At 73.5% G+C, this 20,382-nt stretch carries 15 protein-coding genes and 2 pseudogenes; 7 read left to right on the forward strand and 10 right to left on the reverse strand.

What is annotated here, in order from left to right; all coding sequences use genetic code 11:
- Positions 1-121: 121 nt before the first annotated feature.
- On the forward strand, positions 122-928 hold the full coding sequence (locus tag ACQEVS_RS05005) for a DUF5995 family protein (protein ID WP_433015741.1): 807 nt from the start codon (positions 122-124) through the stop codon (positions 926-928).
- Positions 929-953: 25 nt separating this feature from the next.
- Here the strand turns inward: ACQEVS_RS05005 and ACQEVS_RS05010 are convergent, their stop codons facing one another.
- The 3 genes from ACQEVS_RS05010 to ACQEVS_RS05020 all read right to left on the reverse strand — a co-directional run bounded on the left by ACQEVS_RS05010 (position 954) and on the right by ACQEVS_RS05020 (position 4,494).
- The gene (locus ACQEVS_RS05010; RefSeq protein ID WP_433015744.1) at positions 954-2,663 is read right to left on the reverse strand and encodes a flavin monoamine oxidase family protein; all 1,710 of its coding nucleotides are present in this window, start codon (positions 2,661-2,663) and stop codon (positions 954-956) included.
- Between the two features lie 114 nt (positions 2,664-2,777).
- Complete coding sequence (locus ACQEVS_RS05015) at positions 2,778-3,578, reverse strand: carbon-nitrogen hydrolase family protein (RefSeq protein WP_433015746.1); 801 nt, start codon at positions 3,576-3,578, stop codon at positions 2,778-2,780.
- A gap of 490 nt (positions 3,579-4,068) precedes the next feature.
- Positions 4,069-4,494 (reverse strand): MarR family winged helix-turn-helix transcriptional regulator, encoded by a 426-nt coding sequence (locus ACQEVS_RS05020; RefSeq protein WP_433015749.1) that lies wholly within the window; start codon positions 4,492-4,494, stop codon positions 4,069-4,071.
- 415 nt (positions 4,495-4,909) lie between these two features.
- Here ACQEVS_RS05020 and ACQEVS_RS05025 point away from each other — a divergent pair, with 415 nt between their 5' ends.
- From ACQEVS_RS05025 to ACQEVS_RS05045, 5 genes and pseudogenes are all read left to right on the forward strand, one after another.
- Positions 4,910-5,395, forward strand: a complete 486-nt coding sequence (locus tag ACQEVS_RS05025) for a DUF2269 family protein (protein WP_185944451.1) — start codon at positions 4,910-4,912, stop codon at positions 5,393-5,395.
- Positions 5,396-5,455: 60 nt separating this feature from the next.
- The gene (locus tag ACQEVS_RS05030; RefSeq protein ID WP_433027284.1) at positions 5,456-6,295 is read left to right on the forward strand and encodes an alpha/beta fold hydrolase; all 840 of its coding nucleotides are present in this window, start codon (positions 5,456-5,458) and stop codon (positions 6,293-6,295) included.
- 548 nt (positions 6,296-6,843) lie between these two features.
- A complete protein-coding gene (locus ACQEVS_RS05035; RefSeq protein ID WP_433015752.1) occupies positions 6,844-7,032 on the forward strand; it encodes a mersacidin/lichenicidin family type 2 lantibiotic in 189 nt (62 codons plus the stop codon).
- Positions 7,033-7,297: 265 nt separating this feature from the next.
- Positions 7,298-9,361: pseudogene (locus ACQEVS_RS05040) on the forward strand (type 2 lanthipeptide synthetase LanM family protein); the annotation flags it as partial.
- A gap of 203 nt (positions 9,362-9,564) precedes the next feature.
- Positions 9,565-10,659: a lanthionine synthetase LanC family protein gene (locus ACQEVS_RS05045; RefSeq protein WP_433015755.1), complete on the forward strand. Its 1,095-nt coding sequence runs from the start codon at positions 9,565-9,567 to the stop codon at positions 10,657-10,659.
- Positions 10,660-10,710: 51 nt separating this feature from the next.
- On the opposite strand, the gene ACQEVS_RS05050 is transcribed toward ACQEVS_RS05045, so the two are convergent.
- The 7 genes from ACQEVS_RS05050 to fmt form a co-directional block, all read right to left on the reverse strand.
- On the reverse strand, positions 10,711-11,166 hold the full coding sequence (locus tag ACQEVS_RS05050; RefSeq protein ID WP_004948618.1) for an Lrp/AsnC family transcriptional regulator: 456 nt from the start codon (positions 11,164-11,166) through the stop codon (positions 10,711-10,713).
- 89 nt (positions 11,167-11,255) lie between these two features.
- Entirely contained in the window at positions 11,256-12,830 is a 1,575-nt protein-coding gene (locus tag ACQEVS_RS05055; protein ID WP_433015759.1) for an amino acid permease, read from the reverse strand.
- Between the two features lie 353 nt (positions 12,831-13,183).
- Positions 13,184-14,626 carry a GuaB1 family IMP dehydrogenase-related protein gene (locus ACQEVS_RS05060; RefSeq protein ID WP_433015762.1) on the reverse strand — a complete coding sequence of 481 codons (1,443 nt, stop codon included), beginning with the start codon at positions 14,624-14,626 and terminating at the stop codon, positions 13,184-13,186.
- Between the two features lie 556 nt (positions 14,627-15,182).
- Positions 15,183-16,169 carry a sugar-binding transcriptional regulator gene (locus tag ACQEVS_RS05065; protein WP_433015765.1) on the reverse strand — a complete coding sequence of 329 codons (987 nt, stop codon included), beginning with the start codon at positions 16,167-16,169 and terminating at the stop codon, positions 15,183-15,185.
- A gap of 150 nt (positions 16,170-16,319) precedes the next feature.
- Entirely contained in the window at positions 16,320-17,006 is a 687-nt protein-coding gene (rpe, locus tag ACQEVS_RS05070; protein WP_004948636.1) for a ribulose-phosphate 3-epimerase, read from the reverse strand.
- A gap of 132 nt (positions 17,007-17,138) precedes the next feature.
- Entirely contained in the window at positions 17,139-18,581 is a 1,443-nt protein-coding gene (locus ACQEVS_RS05075; RefSeq protein ID WP_433015770.1) for an RsmB/NOP family class I SAM-dependent RNA methyltransferase, read from the reverse strand.
- A gap of 40 nt (positions 18,582-18,621) precedes the next feature.
- The gene (fmt, locus tag ACQEVS_RS05080) at positions 18,622-19,566 is read right to left on the reverse strand and encodes a methionyl-tRNA formyltransferase (protein WP_433015773.1); all 945 of its coding nucleotides are present in this window, start codon (positions 19,564-19,566) and stop codon (positions 18,622-18,624) included.
- A gap of 283 nt (positions 19,567-19,849) precedes the next feature.
- Between fmt and ACQEVS_RS05085 the strand changes: the two are divergent.
- Positions 19,850-20,373, forward strand: a pseudogene (locus ACQEVS_RS05085) (hypothetical protein).
- Positions 20,374-20,382 lie beyond the last annotated feature (9 nt).

Raw genomic sequence — 20,382 nt, forward strand, 5'->3', positions numbered from 1 at the left:
GGCGTGAGGAAGACGGCGCGACGGGCCGCCCACCAGCGACATCATCACGCAGCGTCACCCAATCCGGTTAACTTGAAGGCCAGAGCACCTACTCTCCGTATCCATCTGTCACTCTGTGTGCATGGAGATGACGCGAGCACGGACCACGACGCCCATGACCGGCATCGAGCGGGTCGTCGCCCGAATGCGGGCGCTGGCCGCCGAGTTGCCGCCGGAGGACGGGGTGGCGGTCTTCAACGGGGTGTATCTGACGGTCACCGAGGAGGTGGCGCGGCGGGTTCCGGACGGCGGGTTCCGGGACCGCCTGGCCACCACGACGCTGGACGTGCTGTTCGCGAGCCGCTATCTGGATGCGGTCGACGAGGCGGCGGCGGGCCGAAGACCTCCGGCCTGCTGGCGTCCGCTGTTCCAGTTCCGCGGCCACCCCGCCGTCCGGCCGGTGCAGTTCGCGCTGGCGGGCGTCAACGCCCACATCGGCCACGATCTGCCGCTCGCCCTCGCCGACACCTGCCGCGGGCTGGGCGCCGAACCGCGGGACCTGGAGGGGGATTTCCACCGGGTGGGCGAGTTGCTGGTCTCCGTGGAGGAGCGGATCCGCGAGGCCCTGATGCCGGGCCCCGACCTGCTGGACGTCGCCGATCCGCTCACCCACCTGCTCGGATCCTGGACCCTGGAGGCCGCGCGCGGCGCCGCGTGGGCGGCGTTCCGGGCGCTGTGGGCACTGCGCGAACGGCCGGAAGTGGCGGCGGAGTTCGCCGAGCGCGTCGACGCGAGCGTGGGGCTGGTGGGGCGCTGCCTGCTGACGCCGCTGGGGTGCGGGGACCGCCGGGACGACGGGAAACGCCCCGCGCGCCGGGCGGGCGGCGGGGCACTTCCCGAGAGCCGGCCCTCGGGACGGCTCTCGGTGCAGCTTTCGGGGCACCCTTGAGGCCGGTCCTGAGCCGGCCTCCGGGTCAGTCCTCCGGCAGCTCGACGGGCGCGATCTCGTCGTAGACGTCGCCGGGGCCGGGGTTGGTCGGGTCGGTGGCGCCGCCGAACTGGTGCATCACGCCCCAGACGGCGTTCAGCGCGGTCTGCACCGCACCCTCGGCCCAGCCGGCCGTCCAGGAGATGTCGTCGCCCGCCAGGAAGATGCCGCGCTTGTCCTCGGGAAGGCGGTCCTGCATGAAGTGGGTGAACAGCCGCCGCTGGTAACGGTAGTGGCCGGGGAGGTTGGCCTTGAACGCGCCCATGAAGTAGGGCTCGTTCTCCCAGGAGATCGTCACCGGGTTGCCGATGATGTGCTTGCGGATGTCGACGCCGGGATAGATCTCGCCGAGCGACTTGAGCATGACCTCCAGGCGCTCGTTGGCGGAGAGCGGCAGCCACTTGAGGCTGTCGTCGCACCAGGTGTAGGAGAGACAGATCACGGCGGGCTTGTCCGGCCCGTTGTCCAGGAGGTAGGTGCCGCGCGTCATGCGGTCGGTGAGCGTCATCGACATGACGTCCCGGCCCGACGCGTCCTTGTCCAGCCAGAACGGCCGGTCCACCGGCACGAACAGCTTGGAGGACTCCATGTAGTGGGTACGCTCGACCGCCGTCCAGTGGTCGATCGGGAGGAGCGCGTCGTCGCACTCGATCTTGGACAGCAGCATCCAGGACTGGGCCGTGAAGATGGCCGCCCGGTAGGTGCGGATGTCCCCGGCGGCGTCGGTGACCGTGATCCGGTTGCCGGCCGTGCGGTGCAGCCGGGTCACGGCCGGGCGGGGCGCGCCGTCGTGCAGCGAGGACAGCGAGGTGTCCTGCGGCCAGTGGATGATCTTCTCCGGCTGCCGCTCCCAGAGCCGGAGGGGGAGCTGCTGGCTGCCGCCGACGATGCCGCGGTGGTGGTCGTCCGCCTCGGTGTAGACGACGCGCAGGATCTCCAGGATGGAGTTGGGGAAGTCGGTGTCCCAGCCGCCGGTGCCGAAGCCGACCTGGCCGAAGATCTCCCGGTGGCGGAAGGACTTGAACGCCTCCGACTCGCAGAGGAAGCCGTAGAAGGTCTGGTTGTCGAGCTTCTCGACGAGCTTGGCCCAGATCTCGCGGATGCGGGGCACGTCGCGCTCGCGCATGGCGCGGTTCATGTCGGAGAAGTCCGCGCCCTCCTCCAGGCAGGCGGCCCAGGCGGCGGCGACGTCGCGGTAGACCTGCGGCAGATCGTCGACGGTCTCCGCGTAGTGGCTCTCACCCTTGAGGTCCACGACGGTGGAGGGGGTGCAGGGGGCCAGCGGGTTGGGGAACGGCTTGGTCTCCAGACCCACCAGGTCGATGTAGTGCTGGAAGGCGGTGGAGGACGGGGGGAAGCGCATGGCGCCCATCTCGGCGGTCAGGCCGGCGTCCTGGCCCTCGGCGCAACCGTCGAAGCCGACCGTGCGCAGCCGGCCGCCAATCTGGTCCGCCTCGTAGACGACGGGCTTGAGGCCCATCTTCATCAGCTCGTACGCGGCCACGATGCCCGAGAGCCCGCCGCCGATGACCGCGACCTCGGCGCCGTGCTCGGTGGCCGGTATCTGGCCCAGCCCGGCCGGGTGGGTCAGGTAGTCGTCGTAGGCGAAGGGAAAGTCCGGGCCGAACATGGTGATCGGCGGCTCGTTCTGCTGGACCTGCTCGTCGTGGACGGCGGTGGGCACCGTGGACGTCATCGGCTGAACTCTCCTGCGTGCAAGGGGGTGTGGGGTGGAGCGAGGGAGTACGAGGTGGAGCGAGGGAGTACGAGGTGGAGCGAGGGAGTACGGGGTGGAGCGAAGGGGGTGGACTCAGACGAGCCGCGTGTAGAGCTCCGGCCTGCGGTCGGCCAGGTAGGTGTTCTCGGCCCGCGACCGGTGGAGGAGGGCGGGATCGGCCTCGGCGACGAGCAGGTCCTCGTCGGCGCCGGCCCGGGCGCGTACGGTCCCGTCCGGGGCGGCGAGGCAGGACAGCCCGGCGAAGGCGAACTCGCCTTCGTTGCCGCACCGGTTGACGTAGGCGATGTAGAGCTGGCTCTCCCAGGCGCGGGCCGGGACGATCGTCTGCGGCACGATCTCGTAGGGCCGCATCAGCGCGGTCGGCGCGAGCAGCAGCTCCGTGCCGGCGAGGGCGTGCGCCCGCACGGGCTCCGGGAACTCGACGTCGTAGCAGATCAGCAGCCCCAACCGGACGCCGTCGAGCTCGGCCTGCACCACGGCCTCGGCGCCGGGGGTGAAGTACGTGGTCTCGTACGCGCCGAAGAGGTGGGTCTTGCGGTAGTGCGCGAGCGGGGTGCCCTGCGGGCCCATGAGCTGGAGCGCGTTGTACACGGCGGCGCCGTCCCGCTCCGGGTAGCCGTACCCGATGGCGAGCCCGTGCCGGGCGGCGATGGCGGCCACGGCCTCGGCGCCGGGGCCGTCGGCGGGTTCGGCACGGTCGGGGACCAGGTCGCCGAGCGCGTAGCCGGTCAGGTAGAGCTCGTTGGTGAGCAGCAGCCGGGCGCCGGACTCCGCCGCGCGGCGAGCCGCGTCGTCCAGCGCGCCGAGGGCGGCGGCCGTCGAGGACGGAACGCCGCAGGGCCCTTGGAACAGCGCGATACGCAGCGGCTTCATGTGTCCTCTTCGGGGTGGGCGGCGTGCAGGCGTTTCGATGAACTTTCGGGGGATTCCGGTCAGGATTCCGTTAAACGCCTTGACGGTACGGCTCGGGCTCTTGTGGCGACAAGCTACGGATGTTGCGTGCAGCCGAGCGATTCGTTGCGCCTTTTCCGGCATGGGCGGCGATTCGTTGCGCGCCCTGCGGCGACCCGGCGCTGCACGGCCCCGTCCGACCCACGGCCACGTCTTCGGAACCGGCCCGGGCGGGGGGCGGTCGGTACGGCCGGGGGTGGGCGGGGGGGCGGTCGGTACGGCCGGGGGTGGGAGCGTCCTACAGCCCTACGGTCAGGCGGGCCGACGGACGGATAGGCGGAGGGGGGCGGACGGATAGGCGGAGGGGGCGGACGGATAGGCGAGGGGACGGACGGATAGGCGAGGGGACGGGCGGGAGGGCGGGCGCCCGCCCTTCCGCCGTCCGGCCGATCCGACCGGCCGCCGGTGATCGTCAGCGGCCCGACGCCGCCGCCGCGTTGCCCATCATCCGTCCCAGCACCCGCGCCAGCACGGACCGTTCTTCGGTGGACAGGCCCGCCGTCAGCGGGTCCTCCAGTCCGGCGAGGACCTGCCGCATGTCGTCGAGCATCCGCCGGCCCCGCTCGGTGACCTGGAGTTCCGCCTTCCGCCCCCGCCCGGCGGGCGTCGTGCGCGCGACGGCACCGGCCTCCTCCAGCCGGAGGACCGTGGCCTGCATGCTCTGCGCGGTGACCCCGGCGCGGCGCGCCAGTTCGCTGTAGGAGAGGCCGGGCTCGCGGGCGAGATGGCCGAGGGCGCCCATCATCCGCAGCGAGTACCCGTCCCGGGCGGACAGCACGTGGTGGGCCGCGTCCTGGACGAACCGGCCGAGCCCGATCAGCATCAACGGCAGCGGCATGCCCGGCGGCCCTCCGCCAGGTGGTCCACCCGCAGATGGTCCTCCGACAGGCGGTCCACCCGCAGGCGCTTCTCCGGCAGGCGGCCCTCCGGCAGGCGGTACGTCCGCGGGCCCGGGTGATCGGCCCTCCGGCGGGCGGCCCGCGGGCCGGCTTCCGCCGGGCCGGCACCCCTCAGCCGCGGACGGTACGTCCGCGGCGGCTCCGGGTCCCGCGCGGAACGCTTCCGTCCGCTCGTCCCCGGCCATCACCATCACCCCTCGCCCGCATTACGTCCGCATGACCGCCGGCCATCACACCCGGGGCCACTTCCGGCCACGCCGCCCAGGGATGCTAGCGTCTCACGATGTTTAAGCCAGACTGAAACCCTCGGCCGGCCCGGCTCTGCCCGCCCGACCGCGATGGGAGCGGAAAGCCATGACGAAACTCCTGCTCAGCCTGCATGTGCTGGCAGCGATCCTGCTCATAGGTCCGGCGACCGTGGCCGCCAGCCTCTTCCCCCGCTTCGCGCGGCAGGCCCTGGCCCCGGACGGCGACCGCACCAAGAAGGGCACCGCGGCCCTGCGGATCCTCCACCGCATCACCCGCGTCTACTCGGCGATCTCGGTGACCGTTCCCGCCTTCGGCATGGCGACGGCGCAGCGGATGGGCGTCCTGGGCGACACCTGGCTGGTCGTCTCGATGGCGCTGACCGCCGTGGCGGCGGTGCTGCTGGCGATCGCGGTGTTCAGCCAGGACGCGATCATCGACGCGCTCGACCTCCAGGACACCGAGCCGGAGGCGGCCCCCAAGCTCGCCGCGGGCCTGCCCCGACTGTCGATGATCACCGGCCTCTTCGCCCTGACCTGGGCGATCGTCACCGTTCTGATGATCGTCCGCCCCGGCTCGACGACCGGGGCCTGAACCGGGCACGATCGGTTCCTCGCGTTCGCACCCCGACCGAGAGGAATCCTCGTGCGTGACATCACGGCATGGCAGTTGACGCGGACCTTCGCCGGGCCCACCGGCGAGGTCCGCTGGGACCGTCTCGGCGAGCCGGGCCGGCCACCGGTCGTCCTGCTGCACGGCACCCCGTTCTCGTCCTTCGTCTGGCGCGCGGTGGCCCAGTCGCTCGCCCGTGACCACCAGGTGTACGTCTGGGACATGCCCGGCTACGGGCAGTCGGAGAAGACCGCGGGACAGGACGTCTCCCTGGCCGCCCAGGGCCGTGTCTTCGGCGAACTCCTGGCCCACTGGGAACTGGCCGAACCCCTGGTCGTGGCCCACGACTTCGGCGGCACCGTCGCCCTGCGCGCCCACCTGCTGCACGGCGCCCGCTACCGCGCGCTCGCCCTCGTCGACCCGGTGGCGCTGACCCCGTCGGGCTCGCCGTTCTTCCGCCTCGCCGGTGAACACTCCGCCGTCTTCGAGCAGTTGCCGCCCGCGCTGCACGCCGCCCTCGTCCGCGAGTACATCGGCACGACCGGCGGGCCCGGCCTGCACCCCGCCGTGCTGGAGCGGCTCGCCGAGCCCTGGCTCGGCGCGGTGGGCCAGCCGGCGTTCTACCGGCAGATCGCCCAGGCCGACCAGCGTCACATCGGTGAGATCCAGGACCGCTACGGCGAGATCAGCCTCCCGGTCACGGTGTGCTGGGGCACGGACGACGCGTGGATCCCGGTGGAGAAGGGCCGTGAGCTGGCCGCCGCGATCCCCGGCGCCACCTTCGAGCCGATCCCCGACGCGGGCCACCTGGTCCAGGAGGACGCCCCCGCCCAACTCGTCACCGTGCTGCACGAGTTCCTCCGCTCGGTGACGGTTTCCTGACCCTTGAAACAGCGGCGTGCAATGGCCGAAAAGCGCCCATGCGCCCGCAACACGTGGTGCTAGCGTTCCGAACGAGCACTACTGGGACGGCGCCTCGGCCACGCCGTCCCTCACACGGGGGAATAATCGGGGGACAAGGGGGACGACAAGAGGGGCCACGTTCACCTGCGACAAGACCTTCCGGACGCACGGCCGGCCATCGTGAGCGCACCGGATTCCGCCGTGTGACCGGTGGCCTGATCCCAAGTACCATGCGGCACGGTCGACTTCGGCGCGGCCCACCCGACGGCGCCGCGCCGGATCCCGCACGCCGCCCCGCCGACGCACCGCGAACACACCGCCGCCGCGTCCGGGACCCTCGCCGTCCGCGCCTCCGCGAAGCACCCGTGCCGCGGTCCCTTCCCGCGCGCCCGCCGCCGGATGGCCCCGAGGGGCACATCACGTCCCGAGCCGCCCCCGCGCTCCCACCGTTTTCCTCCGCCCGCCGGGCGGAGGACGCACCGGCAAGGGAGCCCACCCGGGCTCCGTCCACGACGAGGAGGATTCACATGAACACCGTGCAGGCGTGGAAAGACTGTGCCTACCGCGAGACCCTGGCGGCCGCGGCTCCCGCGCACCCCGCAGGATCCATCGACCTGACCGAGGAGCTGCCGGGCGAGCGCGGCGGCGTCCAGGCCATGTCGGGCACCATCGCCATCAAGACCATGTCCGCGCCGTTCTGGACCTGTTGCAAGTAACCGTTACCTGGCGAGTGACCGTTACCGGTCGCAAGTGACCGTTCAGCCCCGCCGTCGGCAGCCCCTCCGGGCCTGCTGACGCGACCGGGCTCCGGACCCGGCGCGGGCAGCCGTCTCCCGGCTCTCCGCGAGCCACCGTCCGGACCGCCGCGACTCGTCACCCCCGACGGGTGACGACCGCACGACGGGCCGCCGCCGCACGACGGCGGCCCGTCCGCGTGCCGAGCGAAGGACCGACACCACCAGCCGCACCGGAAGGAAAGCCATGCCCCAGAGCACCCAAGCGCCCCACAGCGCCGGGCCCGGCCGCCCCTCCCCCGACGGCGGAGCCCCGGCCTGGGCCCGGGCGCTGCGTCTCGGCGAGCGGCTGGCGGACGGCGGCCCGCAGTCCGGGGAACCGTCCGGGCGCGGCCGCGAACGCCTCGCGGCCTGGCGCCGGCTCGCCGCCTTCCGGGACGACGACCGCTTCGCGGAGAACGTCCGCACGCTGGGGACCGACCCCGGCACACTGCTCCGCCTGCTGGACGAGACCCCGGAAGCGCTGACGGCCCGCGTCCCTCGCCCCTCCTGGGTCACAGACGCCACCGACGCCCCGGCAGAGCCGCCATCCGGACCCGTCTTCCTCCCCCTGGTCGCCCCCGCGATCCGGCGCGCGGAGGCCGCACTCGCCGCGCTCCTCGGCAGTCTCGGCACCGGCGCCCCGGCGGGCCTGTCCGACGCCCTCCTCGCCACGCTGCCCCTGGACCGGCTCGACATGGTGCTGGGGCCGACCCTCGTCCTGGAGGTGAACGTCGCCCGCGTCGAGGGCCGGCTGCGCGGTGACACCCCGGAGGAGCGGTTCGCCTCCTTCGCCGCGCTACTGGCCGACCCGGAGTACCAGGCCCGCTTCCGGGCCGAGTACCCGGTCCTCGTCCGGCAGGCGGCGGAGGTCCTGGACCGCTGGTCCGCCGCCTGCGCGCGGCTGGCCCGCCACCTCCGGGACGACCTGCCCGACCTCCGCCGCGACCTGCTGGCCGGCCGTCCCGCCGACACCGTCAAGTCCGTCGCGCTGGGCGAGGGCGACCTCCACCACGGCGGGCAGAGCGTGGCCCGCGTGGAGTTCGCCTGCGGCGGCGTCGTCATGTACAAACCGCGCTCCCTCGCGGTGGACGCCGCCTTCGGCGCCCTCGCCGGACGCTTCTCCCACGACACCGGCCTCATCCTCCGCACCGCCCGCGTCCTGGACCGCGAGGACCACGGCTGGGCCGAGTACATCCGCCCCGCGCCATGCTCCTCCGCCGACGGCCCGGCCCTCTTCTACCGGCGGACGGGCGCGCTGCTCGCCCTGGTGCACGCCCTGCGCGGCAGCGACCTGTACTACGAGAACGTCATCGCCGCGGGCGACCACCCGGTCCTTATCGACCTGGAGGCCCTGTTCCACCCGGGCGACGGCGGCGCCCCTGTCTGGTCCGCGTCCGCGCCGCCGGGCGCCGACCCGGCCGCCGAACTGCTGCACCGGTCCGTGCTGGCCACCGGCCTGCTGCCGGGCAGACGGCTGGTCGGCCCGACGGACGGCCGGTCCCGGGCACACGACCCACAAGCAGGAAACCCGCGGCCCACCCCGGAGGCGGCCGCTCACCCCCGCACCACCGACCTCAGCGGCATCGGCGGCTCCGCCGGCCAGCCCTGGCTGACGCCCGTGCCCGTCCCGGTGGGCGCCGGCACCGACGAGGTGCGCCTGCTCCCCCGCGAGGTGGAGGTGCCCGGTGCGGACAACCGCCCGTCCCTCCCCGACGGTTCGCCCGTCGACCCGGGCCGCCACCTACCCGACCTGCTGGCCGGTTTCCGCACCGGCTACAACTGGCTGTACGAGCACCGCGCCGCCCTCCTCGCCCCCGCCGGCCCGATCGACGCGTTCGCCGACGCGCCCGTCCGCTACCTGCACCGCGACACCTACGTCTACGACAAGCTGCTGCGCGAGAGCTTCCACCCCGACTTCGCGCGGGACGCGCTGGACCGGGAGCGCAGCCTGGCGCGGCTCTGCTCGGGCTGGGCGGGCGCCCCCGCCCGGGAGCGGATCGTCCGGGACGAACTGGACGCGCTCCTCGCCGGCGACATCCCGCTGTTCCGCATCGTCCCCGGCCGCCGCGACCTCCTCCTCTCCACCGGCGGCACCGTGCCCGGCTTCCTCGCGCGCGACGGCCTCTCGGCCGTCCGCGAGGGCCTGACCGCCCTCGGCCCGGCGGACCGGGACCGCCAGGAGTGGATCATCACCACGTCGTTCGCGAACACGGCGGACACGACGCACTTGGCGGGCACGGCAGACTCAGCGAACTCGGCGGACTCGACAGACGCGGCGGACTCGACAGACGCAGCAGACTCAGCGAACTCGACGGACACAGCGGACACGCCACCCCCACCCGCCGCCCAACGCCCGTCCGGCACCCCCACCTCCCGTCCGCCGCCGCCCCGGTGGACACCCGGGGCCTGGTCCGCGCGGCGGAGGAGATCGGCGACCGGCTGCTCCGGCTCGCCGTCACCGAGGGGGACGCGGTGGGCTGGCTCGGCACCCGCTCCCCCGCCCCCGGCGTCACCGAGATCGTCCCGCTGGGCACGGACCTCTACGAGGGACTGTCCGGGATCGGCCTCTTCCTCCTCCGGCTCGCCCGGATCACCGGCGCCCGCCGCTTCCGCGACCAGGCGGACCGCGTCGCGGACGAGGTGGCCCGCCGCGTCACCGACGGCGGGACCCACGACGCCGGGGCCCTCTACCTGATGAGCCACGACCTGAAGGCCGGCGGCCCCGCCGACCGCTTCCGGGCGGTCCGCGACGCGGTCCTCCCCACGCTGCGGACGGCCGTCGCCGGGGACACGGCGTACGACGTGATCGACGGCGCGGCGGGGTACGTCCTGGTGTGCCTCGCGGCGTACGCGGCCGACGGCGGCCCGGAGGCGCTGGAGGCGGCCCGGCTCGCCGCCGACCACCTGGCCGCCCGCGCCGAGCCGGCGGGCGCCGGGCTCGGCTGGCGGCACGCGGGCATCCCCGCTTCGGGACCACTCGTCGGCCTGGCCCACGGCACGTCGGGGGCGGTCGTCGCCCTGTCCCGGATCGACGCGCTGCGCCCCCGCGGGCGGTACGGCACGGTGATCGACGGAGCGCTGGCCTACGAGGCCGGCGTGTTCGAGCCCGCCGCGGGGAACTGGCCCGACCTGCGGCGGAACGCGCCCGTACGATACTGGTCCGCCTGGTGCCACGGCGCGGCGGGCGTCGGCCTGGCCCGCGCGGAGCTGCTGACGTCGACGGCCGGGCCGGTGTCCCGCGAGGGCCGGACGGCCGCCGAACTGCGGACCGCGCTCGGGCCGACGCTCGCCGGCCGGGACGACCACAGCCTGTGCCACGGCAGTCTCGGCAACCTCGAACTGCTCCTCTACGCCGAGCGGCTGTGCCTCGCCCGCCCGGGCGGACTCGCGGACCGCCTCTCCGCCGCCCTGGAGCGGGCACGGCGGACGGGCTGGCGGTCGGGTGCCCCGGCGGGCGAGGAGGTGCCCGGTCTGTTCACGGGCCTGGCCGGGATCGGCCACAATCTGCTGCGTTTCGCGGCACCGGAGGAGGTGCCGTCGGTCCTGCTGCTCGAACCGCCCGCCTGAAAAACGGCTTTACCAGCCCGAAAAACGGCACCACCCGCCTGAAAGCGGATATCAGGAAGGCGCCCCGGAGCTGAACCGCCGCAGCAGCGGCGACAGCACCAGCACCGACTTGGTCCGCTCGACGAACGGCTCGCCGGCGATGCGCTCCAGGACGCGTTCGAAGTGCCGCATGTCGGAGGCGAAGATCTGGACGATGGCGTCGGCCTCACCAGTGACGGTGGAGGCGGACGCCACCTCCGGGTAGCGGGAGAGGCCGCGGTGGATCGCCTCGGGCGAGGTGTTGCGGCGGCAGTAGAGCTCGATAAAGCCCTCGGTCTCCCAGCCGAGGGCCCCCGGGTCCACCCGGACGGTGAACCCGGTGATGGCCCCTTCGGCACGCAGCCTGTCCACGCGCCGCTTCACCGCGGGCGCGGACAGGCCGACCTCGGCACCGATGTCGGCGTAGGAGCGCCGGGCGTCCTCGGCCAGGGCGTGCACGATACGTTCGTCGAGCTCGTTGAGTCGCACTGCGGGTGAATCACTTTTCTACGGGATCCTGCTCTTCCTCCAGCAGTAGATCACGTATCCGGCGTCCACCCCGACTCGCGGCGGCCGGGCTAGCCCTTGGCGGGGGCCTCGACGACGTCCGGACCTGCCGAACCGTCCGAGCCTTCGTCCGACCCGCCGTTCAGCCGCGAGTTCCGCATGCCGTAGGCGAAGTAGATGACGAGGCCGACGACCAGCCAGGCCCCGAAGACCTCCCAGGTGATCGTGGAGAGCCGGTACATCATGAAGAGGCAGAGCCCGAAGCCGATCACCGGGAAGATCATGCCGAGCCGCAGCCGCACTCCGCGGCCGATCGGAACGCGGACCCCGGACAGCGGGACGGTGAAGGAGCGCTTCATGTCCGGCCGCTTCACGGCGAGGACGATGACGGCCACGTTGACCAGGGCGAAGGCGAAGAGGGTGCCGATGCTGGTGGCGTCGGCGAGCTCGGCCAGCGGGACGGCGGCGGCGAGGATGCCGCAGAAGGCGCAGGTGATGACCGTGTTGGCGACCGGGACGCCCTTGCGCGGGCTGACCTTGGCGAAGGTCTTGGGGATCAGGCCGTCGCGGGCCATCGCGAAGAGGATGCGGGTCTGGCCGTAGAGGACGGTCAGCACCACGCTGGCGATGGCGATGACGGCACCGGCCGCCAGCAGCACGGCCCAGAAGCTCTGGCCGGTGACGTCCTTCATGATCCCGGCGAGCGCGGCCTCGGAGCCCTCGAACTGCTTCCACGGCAGGGCGCCGACGGCGATCGCAGCGACCAGGACGTAGAGCGCGGTGACGATCAGCAGCGACAGCATGATCGCCTTGGGCAGGTCCTTCTTCGGGTTCTTGGCCTCCTCACCGGCGGTGGAGGCGGCGTCGAAGCCGATGTAGGAGAAGAACAGGCTGGCACCGGCGTTGCTGACACCGGCCAGGCCCAGCGGCATGAACGGCGAGTAGTTGCCGGCCTTGATGCCGGTGAAGGCCACGGCGCAGAACAGCAGCAGGGCGGCGATCTTCACCCCGACCATGATGGTGTTGGCGCGGGCGCTCTCCTTGGCGCCGCCGAGCAGGAACGCCATGCAGAGGAGCACGACGAGCAGGGCGGGGACGTTGAAGATGCCGCCGTCACCGGGCGGGTTGGCCAGCGACGCCGGGATGGTCACGCCGATGGTGCCGTCCAGCAGCTCGTTGAGGTACTGGCCCCAGCCGACGGCCACGGCCGCGACCGAGACGCCGTACTCCAGGATCAGGCACCAGCCGCAGATCCAGGCGACGATCTCGCCGAGCGTGGCGTAGGAGTACGAGTACGACGAGCCGGAGACCGGGATGGTGCCGGCCAGTTCCGCGTAGGAGAGCGCGGAGAAGAGCGCGGTGAGGCCCGCGAGGACGAACGAGATCACGACGGCGGGGCCGGCGTTCGGCACGGCGGTGCCGAGCACCACGAAGATGCCGGTGCCCAGGGTGGCACCGATGCTGATCATGGTCAGCTGCCACATGCCGAGCGAGCGGCGCAGCGTGCCGCCCTCGCCCTGGCCGCCCTCGGCGACCAGGCGCTCGACCGGCTTGCGCCGCATCAGACGGGAACCGGTCCCGGCGGGCGGCTGCGGGGGGCGCTTGCCGTTGCCGGCGGCGGGGGGCGCTGTGTCTTGGTCCAGCACGGGGGTCGCTCCGTTCATCGCGGCCAGTGGAGCCACCGGTACCGCAAGCGGCCACCCGTCGGTTGCGTCGGCAGGGGGACGACCGAGGAAGGAGGGGGACCGCGAGCCAGCGGTACCCGCCACTCCACGTACTGCGCGGAACCCTACGAGGTAGGGACCCGCGCTCGTAATGCACCATTCTTGCGCATGCCCGTACGATCGTTGCGTCTGCATGCCAAGAATGGACGTTCGTTGCATGTCACCTTACGAATCGGTACATGTAGGCGTCAACCACAGCGGGCGGCGGGCGGGCGGAAAACGACGAAAAGGGGCGCGGCCGGATCGGCCGCGCCCCTTTTCGGGCTGGTGACGGACTACTGCCAGCTGGCGTGCAGCGGCTTGCCCTCCGCGTAGCCGGCGGCGCTCTGGACGCCGACGACGGCCCGCTCGTGGAACTCCGCGAGGTTGCTCGCGCCCGCGTAGGTGCAGGACGAGCGGACGCCCGCGATGATCGAGTCGATCAGGTCCTCGACGCCCGGGCGGGTCGGGTCGAGGAACATGCGGGAGGTGGAGATGCCCTCCTCGAACAGGCCCTTGCGGGCGCGGTCGTAGGCGGACTCCTCCGAGGTGCGGTTCCGCACGGCGCGGGCCGAGGCCATGCCGAAGCTCTCCTTGTACAGCCGGCCGTCGGCGGACTGCTGGAGGTCGCCCGGGGACTCGTACGTCCCGGCGAACCAGGAGCCGATCATGACGTTGGAGGCGCCGGCGGCCAGCGCCATCGCCACGTCACGCGGGTGGCGGACGCCACCGTCGGCCCAGACGTGCTTCCCGTACTTCTTCGCCTCGGCGGCGCACTCCAGCACGGCGGAGAACTGCGGCCGGCCCACGCCGGTCATCATGCGGGTGGTGCACATGGCGCCGGGGCCCACACCGACCTTGATGATGTCCGCGCCGGCCTCGATGAGGTCGCGCACGCCCTCGGCGGCGACGATGTTGCCCGCGACGATCGGGACCCGCGGGTCCAGCGCCCGGACGGCCTTGATCGCGGCGATCATCGACTCCTGGTGGCCGTGCGCGGTGTCCACCACGATGGTGTCCGCGCCGGCGTCCAGCAGCGCCTTCGCCTTGCCGGCCACGTCGCCGTTGATGCCCACGGCGGCGGCGATGCGCAGCTTGCCGTCGGCGTCGGTGGCCGGGGTGTACAGGGTGGCGCGCAGGGCGCCCTTGCGGGTGAGGATGCCCGCCAGCCTTCCGTCCTTGTCGACGGCGGGCGCCAGCTTGCGGTGGGCCGCGTCCAGCTGGTTGAACGCCTCGCGCGGGTCGATGTCGGCGTCCAGGAGCAGCAGCTCCTTGGACATGACCTCGGACAGCTGGGTGAAGCGGTCGACGCCGGTCAGGTCGTGCTCGGTGACGACACCGACGGGCCGGTGGTCCGCGTCCACGACGACGCCGGCGCCGTGCGCCCGCTTGGGCAGCAGGGACAGCGCGTCGGCGACGGTCTGGGTGGGGGCGAGGACGATGGGGGTGTCCAGCACGTGGTGCCGGCTCTTGACCCAGGTGATGACGTCGGTGACGACCTCGATCGGGATGTCCTGGGGGATGACCACGAGGCCACCGCGGCGGGCGACGGTCTCCGCCATGCGGCGGCCCGCGATGGCGGTCATGTTGGCGACCACGAGCGGGATGGTGGTGCCCGTGCCGTCGGGGGCGGAGAGGTCCACACCCTGACGGGAACCGACCGCGGACCGGCTCGGCACCATGAAGACGTCGTCGTACGTCAGGTCGTACGGCGGCTTCTGATCGTTGAGGAAACGCATACTGGCTCTCTCACCTGCAGGAATAGAACTACGAAGCGGGTGGGGAGTCAGCTCGAACCAGCGCCGGATCGGGCTGAGGTTCCTGGACCCATCATCCACGATGACTCGGGCTGTTGGCCAATGAGTGTGAGATTTCGCGGCATTCCTGTGGATTCGGCCAGCCGGCCTCGGCGGGCCCTTGTGGCATCGGCCAAGCAGGGCCCGAGCCCGCCCCGCGGCCCCGCCCGCAGCCCGCGGCGGGGCCGCCGGCCCGGGCTCCGTACGGTGGCGCCATGACGCACCAGGAGATCACCGGCCGCCTCTCGGCCGCCGTCGTCCTGGTGAAGGTGATCGCCTCCGCCGGCGACCACCTGGTGTCCCGGCTGGAGGCCCGCGCGCCCGGCGTCACCGTCCGCTTCCCCGCCCAACCGGCGGGCGAGGACTCACGGTTGCGCGAGGGCGCCACCGGCCTGGAGACAGGGGTGTTCCGTGCCGCCGCGCCGGAGACACGCACCGAGCACCTCGGCCGCGACCGCGTCCGCGAGGCGGTCGGGAGGGTCCTCGGTCCGCGGGACGCTCAGACGTCCGGGTCGGCGCGCTCCAGCGCCGGGCGGGGGCCGGGCGCGGACTCGGTCAGCAGGTGGTCCGCCGCGGCCGTGTCCGTCACCAGGCTGGTGACCAGGCCCGACCGCAGCACCGCGCCGATCGCCGCCGCCTTGCGGGCGCCGCCCGCGATGGCCACGACCTCGGGGATGCGCCGGAGCCGGTCGGCCTCCACGGTGATACAGCGCTCGCCCAGGTCCCGCCCGATCCGGCGGCCCTCGGCGTCGAAGAGGTGCGCCGACATCTCGGCGGCGGCGCCCAGCGACGCGTAGTGGGTGCGCTCCTCGTCCGACAGCATGTCGTAGACCGTGGAGATGCCCGGCTCCCAGGAGCCGATGGAGACGGCGGCGACGGTCACCTTGTCGAAGTAGTCGAAGGCCCGCGCGATGCCCGTCTGACCGCGCAGCGCGGCGGCGGTGGCCGGGTCGGGGAGCAGCATCGGGGCGTAGATCGGGTGCGCCTCGCCGCCGGAGACCTGGGCCGCCCGGCGCACGGCCTCGACGGAGCCGCGCTCGGCGGTGCCCGCGTCGTAGACGCCGGTGAGCTGGACGACGGTGCAGGGCGGCAGCCGGTGCAGGGCCGCTGCCATGTGGATGGTGGAGCGGCCCCAGGCCAGTCCGAGGACGTCGCCCTCGTTGACCAGCTCGCCGAGCAGCCCGGCGGCGACCTCGCCCAGGTTCTCCGGGTCGGGCGCGTCCTCGGCGGCGTCGGCCGGGGACTCGACGACGACGGCGTGCCGCAGGCCGTAGCGGGCGCGCAGCGCGTCGGAGCGCTCCGCGTCCAGCTCGGCGGGCACCCGGATCTCGATGCGCACCAGATCGCGTTCGAGCGCCGTCTCCAGCACCCGGGCCACCTTGAAGCGGCTCACGCCGAACTCCTCGGCGATCTGGATCTTGGACTTGCCCTCCAGATAGAAGCGGCGGGCCATGGCCGCCGCCTGCACGAGTTCGGCGGGCCCCATCGGCGTCACTGAACGGCCCGTCGACACCGCGTTCTCCTCACTGCTGCGTTCACCTTGTGGACTCGACCGTCACATCCTGTCAGAAAACGGCGGTCCCGATCTTCGTCCGGGCCCCGGCCGCAGCCCCGGGCGGCCTCCGGACCCGGTGGTTCAGTGCCCGCAGGCCCAGGGCGCGGCCGAGGTGGCCGTCTCCGCGAGCTCTCGCAGTGAGCGTACGGCGGCCGCCGGGTCATCGGTACCGTAAACGGCCGAACCTGCGACGAACACATCGGCGCCTGCCTCGGCGCACCGCTCGATGGTCTCCGCCGAGACCCCACCGTCCACCTGGAGCCAGAGCTCCAGACCGTGCCGGGAGATCAGCTCCCGGGTGCGGCGGATCTTCGGCAGCATGATGTCCAGGAACTTCTGCCCGCCGAAGCCCGGCTCCACGGTCATGATCAGGAGCATGTCCAGCTCGGGGAGCAGGTCCTCGTACGGCTCGATCGGCGTCGCGGGCTTGAGCGCCATCGACGCCCGCGCCCCCTTGGCCCGGATCTCCCGCGCCAGCCGGACGGGGGCGGCGGCGGCCTCCACGTGGAAGGTGACCGACCCGGCGCCCGCCTCCACGTACTGCGGGGCCCAGCGGTCCGGGTCCTCGATCATCAGGTGGCAGTCCAGCGGCGTGGACGTGGCCCTGCTCAGCGACTCGACGACCGGCACCCCGAGCGTGAGGTTGGGGACGAAATGGTTGTCCATCACGTCGACGTGGAGCCAGTCGGCGCCCTTCACGGCCTGCGCCTCGTCGGCCAGGCGGGCGAAGTCCGCGCTGAGGATGCTGGGGTTGATCTGGACGGTCATGCCCCAAGCCTGCCATGCGGAGGCGGGCGTCCGGACAGCGAGGGTCGTCCTCGCGGACCGGCGGCGGCCGGTTCCCCGGCGACGGCGCCAAGGCCGGCCCGCGGCCGCGCGGGATCCCGGGGCCGGCCGCGGTCAGCCCGTGCGCCGCAGCAGCGCCAGGTACATCGCGTCCGTGCCGTGCAGGTGCGGCCAGAGCTGGACGTCCGGTCCGTCACCGAGCGCCGGGACGCCGGGGATCAGCGGGCGGGCGTCGATCCACTCGGCCTCGACGCCGTCGCGCTTCAGGACGTCCTGGACCACGGCCCGGGTCTCCGCCGGGTGCGGGGAGCAGGTGGCGTAGCCGACGACGCCGCCGGTCCGCACGGAGCGCAGGGCCTCGTGCAGCAGGTCGCGCTGGAGCGGCCCGAAGCCGGCCACGTCCTCCGGGCGCCGGCGCCAGCGGGCCTCGGGCCGGCGGCGCAGGGCGCCCAGGCCGGTGCAGGGGACGTCGACGAGGACGCGGTCGAAGGTGCCCTCGCGCCACGGCGGGCGGGTGCCGTCGGCGGTGACGACCTGGTACGGGCCGGGGTTGCCGGCCAGGGCGCGGCCGACCAGCCGGGCGCGGTGCGGCTGGCGTTCGGCGGCCAGCAGGGCGGCGCCGCGCTCCGCCGCGAGGGCGGCGAGCAGCGCGGCCTTGCCGCCGGGGCCCGCGCAGCCGTCCAGCCAGCGCCGGTCGGTCCCGTCCAGCGGGGCGGCGGCGAGGGCGAGGGCGACGAGCTGGCTGCCCTCGTCCTGGACGCCGGCCCGGCCCTCGCGCACGGCGTCGATCGCGCCGGGCTCGCCGCCCTCGACGAGCCGGACGGCGTGCGGCGACCAGCGCCCGGGCAGGGCGCGGTCCTCGCCGAGCGCCGTCAGCAGCTCGGCGGCGGAGGACCGGCCGGGCCGGGCGACGAGGGTGACGTCGGGCCGCTCGTTGTCGGCGTCGAGCAGGTCCTCGATGCCGGCGCGGCTGCCGCCGAGCGCGTCCCACAGCGCGGAGACGATCCAGCGCGGGTGCGCGTGGACGACGGCGAGGTGCTCCTCGGGGTCGTCCTCGTAGGGCGGGGCGACCCGCTCCAGCCAGCCGTCCAGGTCGTGCGCGGTGACCTTGCGCAGCACGGCGTTGACGAACTTCGCCCGGCCGTCGCCGCAGACCACGCGGGCCAGTTCGACGGTGGCCGACACGGCCGCGTGCGGCGGGATGCGGGTGCCCAGCAGCTGGTGGACACCGAGGCTGAGCACGTCCAGCACCGGCGGGTCCACCTCGCGCAGCGGCCGGTCGACGCAGGCGGCGATGACCGCGTCGTACGTCCCCTGCCGGCGCAGCGTGCCGTAGACCAGCTCGGTGGCGAGGGCGGCGTCGCGGGCGTCGAAGTCCTCGTGCTTCTCCCGGGCCTTGCGCAGCAGCGGCGGGAGCACCAGGTTCGCGTACGCGTCGCGCTCGTCGACGGCCCGCAGCGCCTCGAAGGCGAGGATCCGGACCGGGTCCTTCTTGGGCCGGCGGTGCGGCTTCGCGGGGCGGCCGTTCTTCCGGCGAGGCGGCTGCTGATCGTTCACGAAAGGTGCTCCGGAGCTGGGGGTGACGAAGGGGTCCAGCCTACGCCGCCGGTCCGTCCCCGAGCTTCTCGCCTGCGGCGATGCGGACGCCACGGGCCCAGTCGGCGGCTTGCATGGGCTTCTTGCCCTGCGGCCGCACCCACTGGAGCTCGACGGCGTGCGAGCCGGTGCCGACGTGGACGCTCTTCTTCCCGGCGGCGATCTCCCCGGGCGCGAGGTCCGTGCGCTCCGGCGCGAGCGCCAGGGACATCACCTTCAGCCGCTCGCCGCGGAACACCGTCCACGCGCCGGGGGCCGGCGCGCAGCCGCGGACGACGCGGTCGCAGCGCAGGGCGGGGGCGGCCCAGTCGATCCGGGCGTCCTCGACGCTGATCTTGGGGGCCAGGGAGATCCCCTCGGCGGGCTGCGGGACGGCCTCCAGGGTGCCGTCCTCGATCCCGTCCATCGTCGCGGCGAGCAGCCCGCCGCCGGCGAGCGCGAGCCTGGTCAGCAGGTCACCGCTGGTGTCGGTGGGACGGATCTGCTCGGTGAGGACGCCATAGACCGGACCCGAGTCGAGCCCCTCCTCGATGAGGAAGGTGGACGCGCCCGTGACCTCGTCGCCGGCCATCACCGCGTGCTGCACGGGGGCGGCGCCGCGCCAGGCGGGGAGCAGCGAGAAGTGCAGGTTCACCCAGCCGTGGCGGGGGATCTCCAGGGCGGGCTTGGGCAGCAGCGCGCCGTAGGCGACGACCGGGCAGCAGTCCGGCGCGATCTCGCGGAGCCGGGCGAGGAAGTCCTCGTCGCGCGGCCGGTTCGGCTTGAGGACCTCGATGCCGGCCTCCTCGGCGCGCTCGGCGACCGGGCTGGCGACCATCCGCCGGCCGCGCCCGGCCGGGGCGTCCGGGCGGGTGACCACGGCGACGACCTCGTGGCGGTCCGAGGCGAGCAGGGCGTCGAGGGCGGGAACCGCGACCTCGGGAGTACCGGCGAAGACGAGCCTCATGGGTGGCGAACTACCTCTCACGCGCCGAGCGGAACGGCGCACAGTCTAGGCCGTGCGCGGCCCGGCCGCCCCGTCGGCCTCACGGCTCGGGCAAGGGGCGTGCGGCCGACCGCACGCCCCATTCCGGCGGATGTGCGCCCCCATAGCGTGACCCGTCCGGCCTTGGCGCGTTGGGTCAAGAGAGATTGACCGACCCACCGGGCCGCCACCGCGGCCCGCTTCGGCTGTCCGTCAACTCTCGCCCGTAACCACCCCGTTCACCGCCGGTCCGAGAGGCTTGTTGATGCCCGACCACGCAACTCATGACGCCCAGGCACGAGCCAGCCTGCATCTCCTGGTCCGGGACATCGAGCGGGTCCGCCGACAGGTGGATGCGCTGCGTACCCTGACCGCTCAGCTGGGCAATGTCTACCGTCCACGCCGCACGGGCCCCTCGGCGGGCTTCGTCGTCTACGGCCGGGCCCCCGCCCCGACCGTCCGGCTGGCGCAGGAACTGCGCGACAGCGTCGAGACGCTGGTGACGGCGGCGGTGGACTTCGACCGCTCGCTCGGCTTCTCGTGGGACGCGGTGGGCTCGGCGCTGGGCGTCACCAAGCAGGCGGTCCACCGCCGCTACGGCGCCCGCCGCGCCAACGGCCAGACCGCGACGGAGACGGCCCCGGCCCCCGAGCAGGCCGCGACGGTCGGTGCCCCCCGGTCCCGGTCGTCCCGGTGGTCCCGGCGGCCCGTTCGGTCCCCGGCCAGCCGGCGAGCTCCCACCGCGAGGAACCGCGCCCGCCGGCGTTCCCGGGGCCGCGGAACGGATGAGGGACTGCT

The organism is Streptomyces sp. CA-181903, assembly GCF_050937075.1.
Taxonomy (GTDB): Bacteria; Actinomycetota; Actinomycetes; order Streptomycetales; family Streptomycetaceae; genus Streptomyces.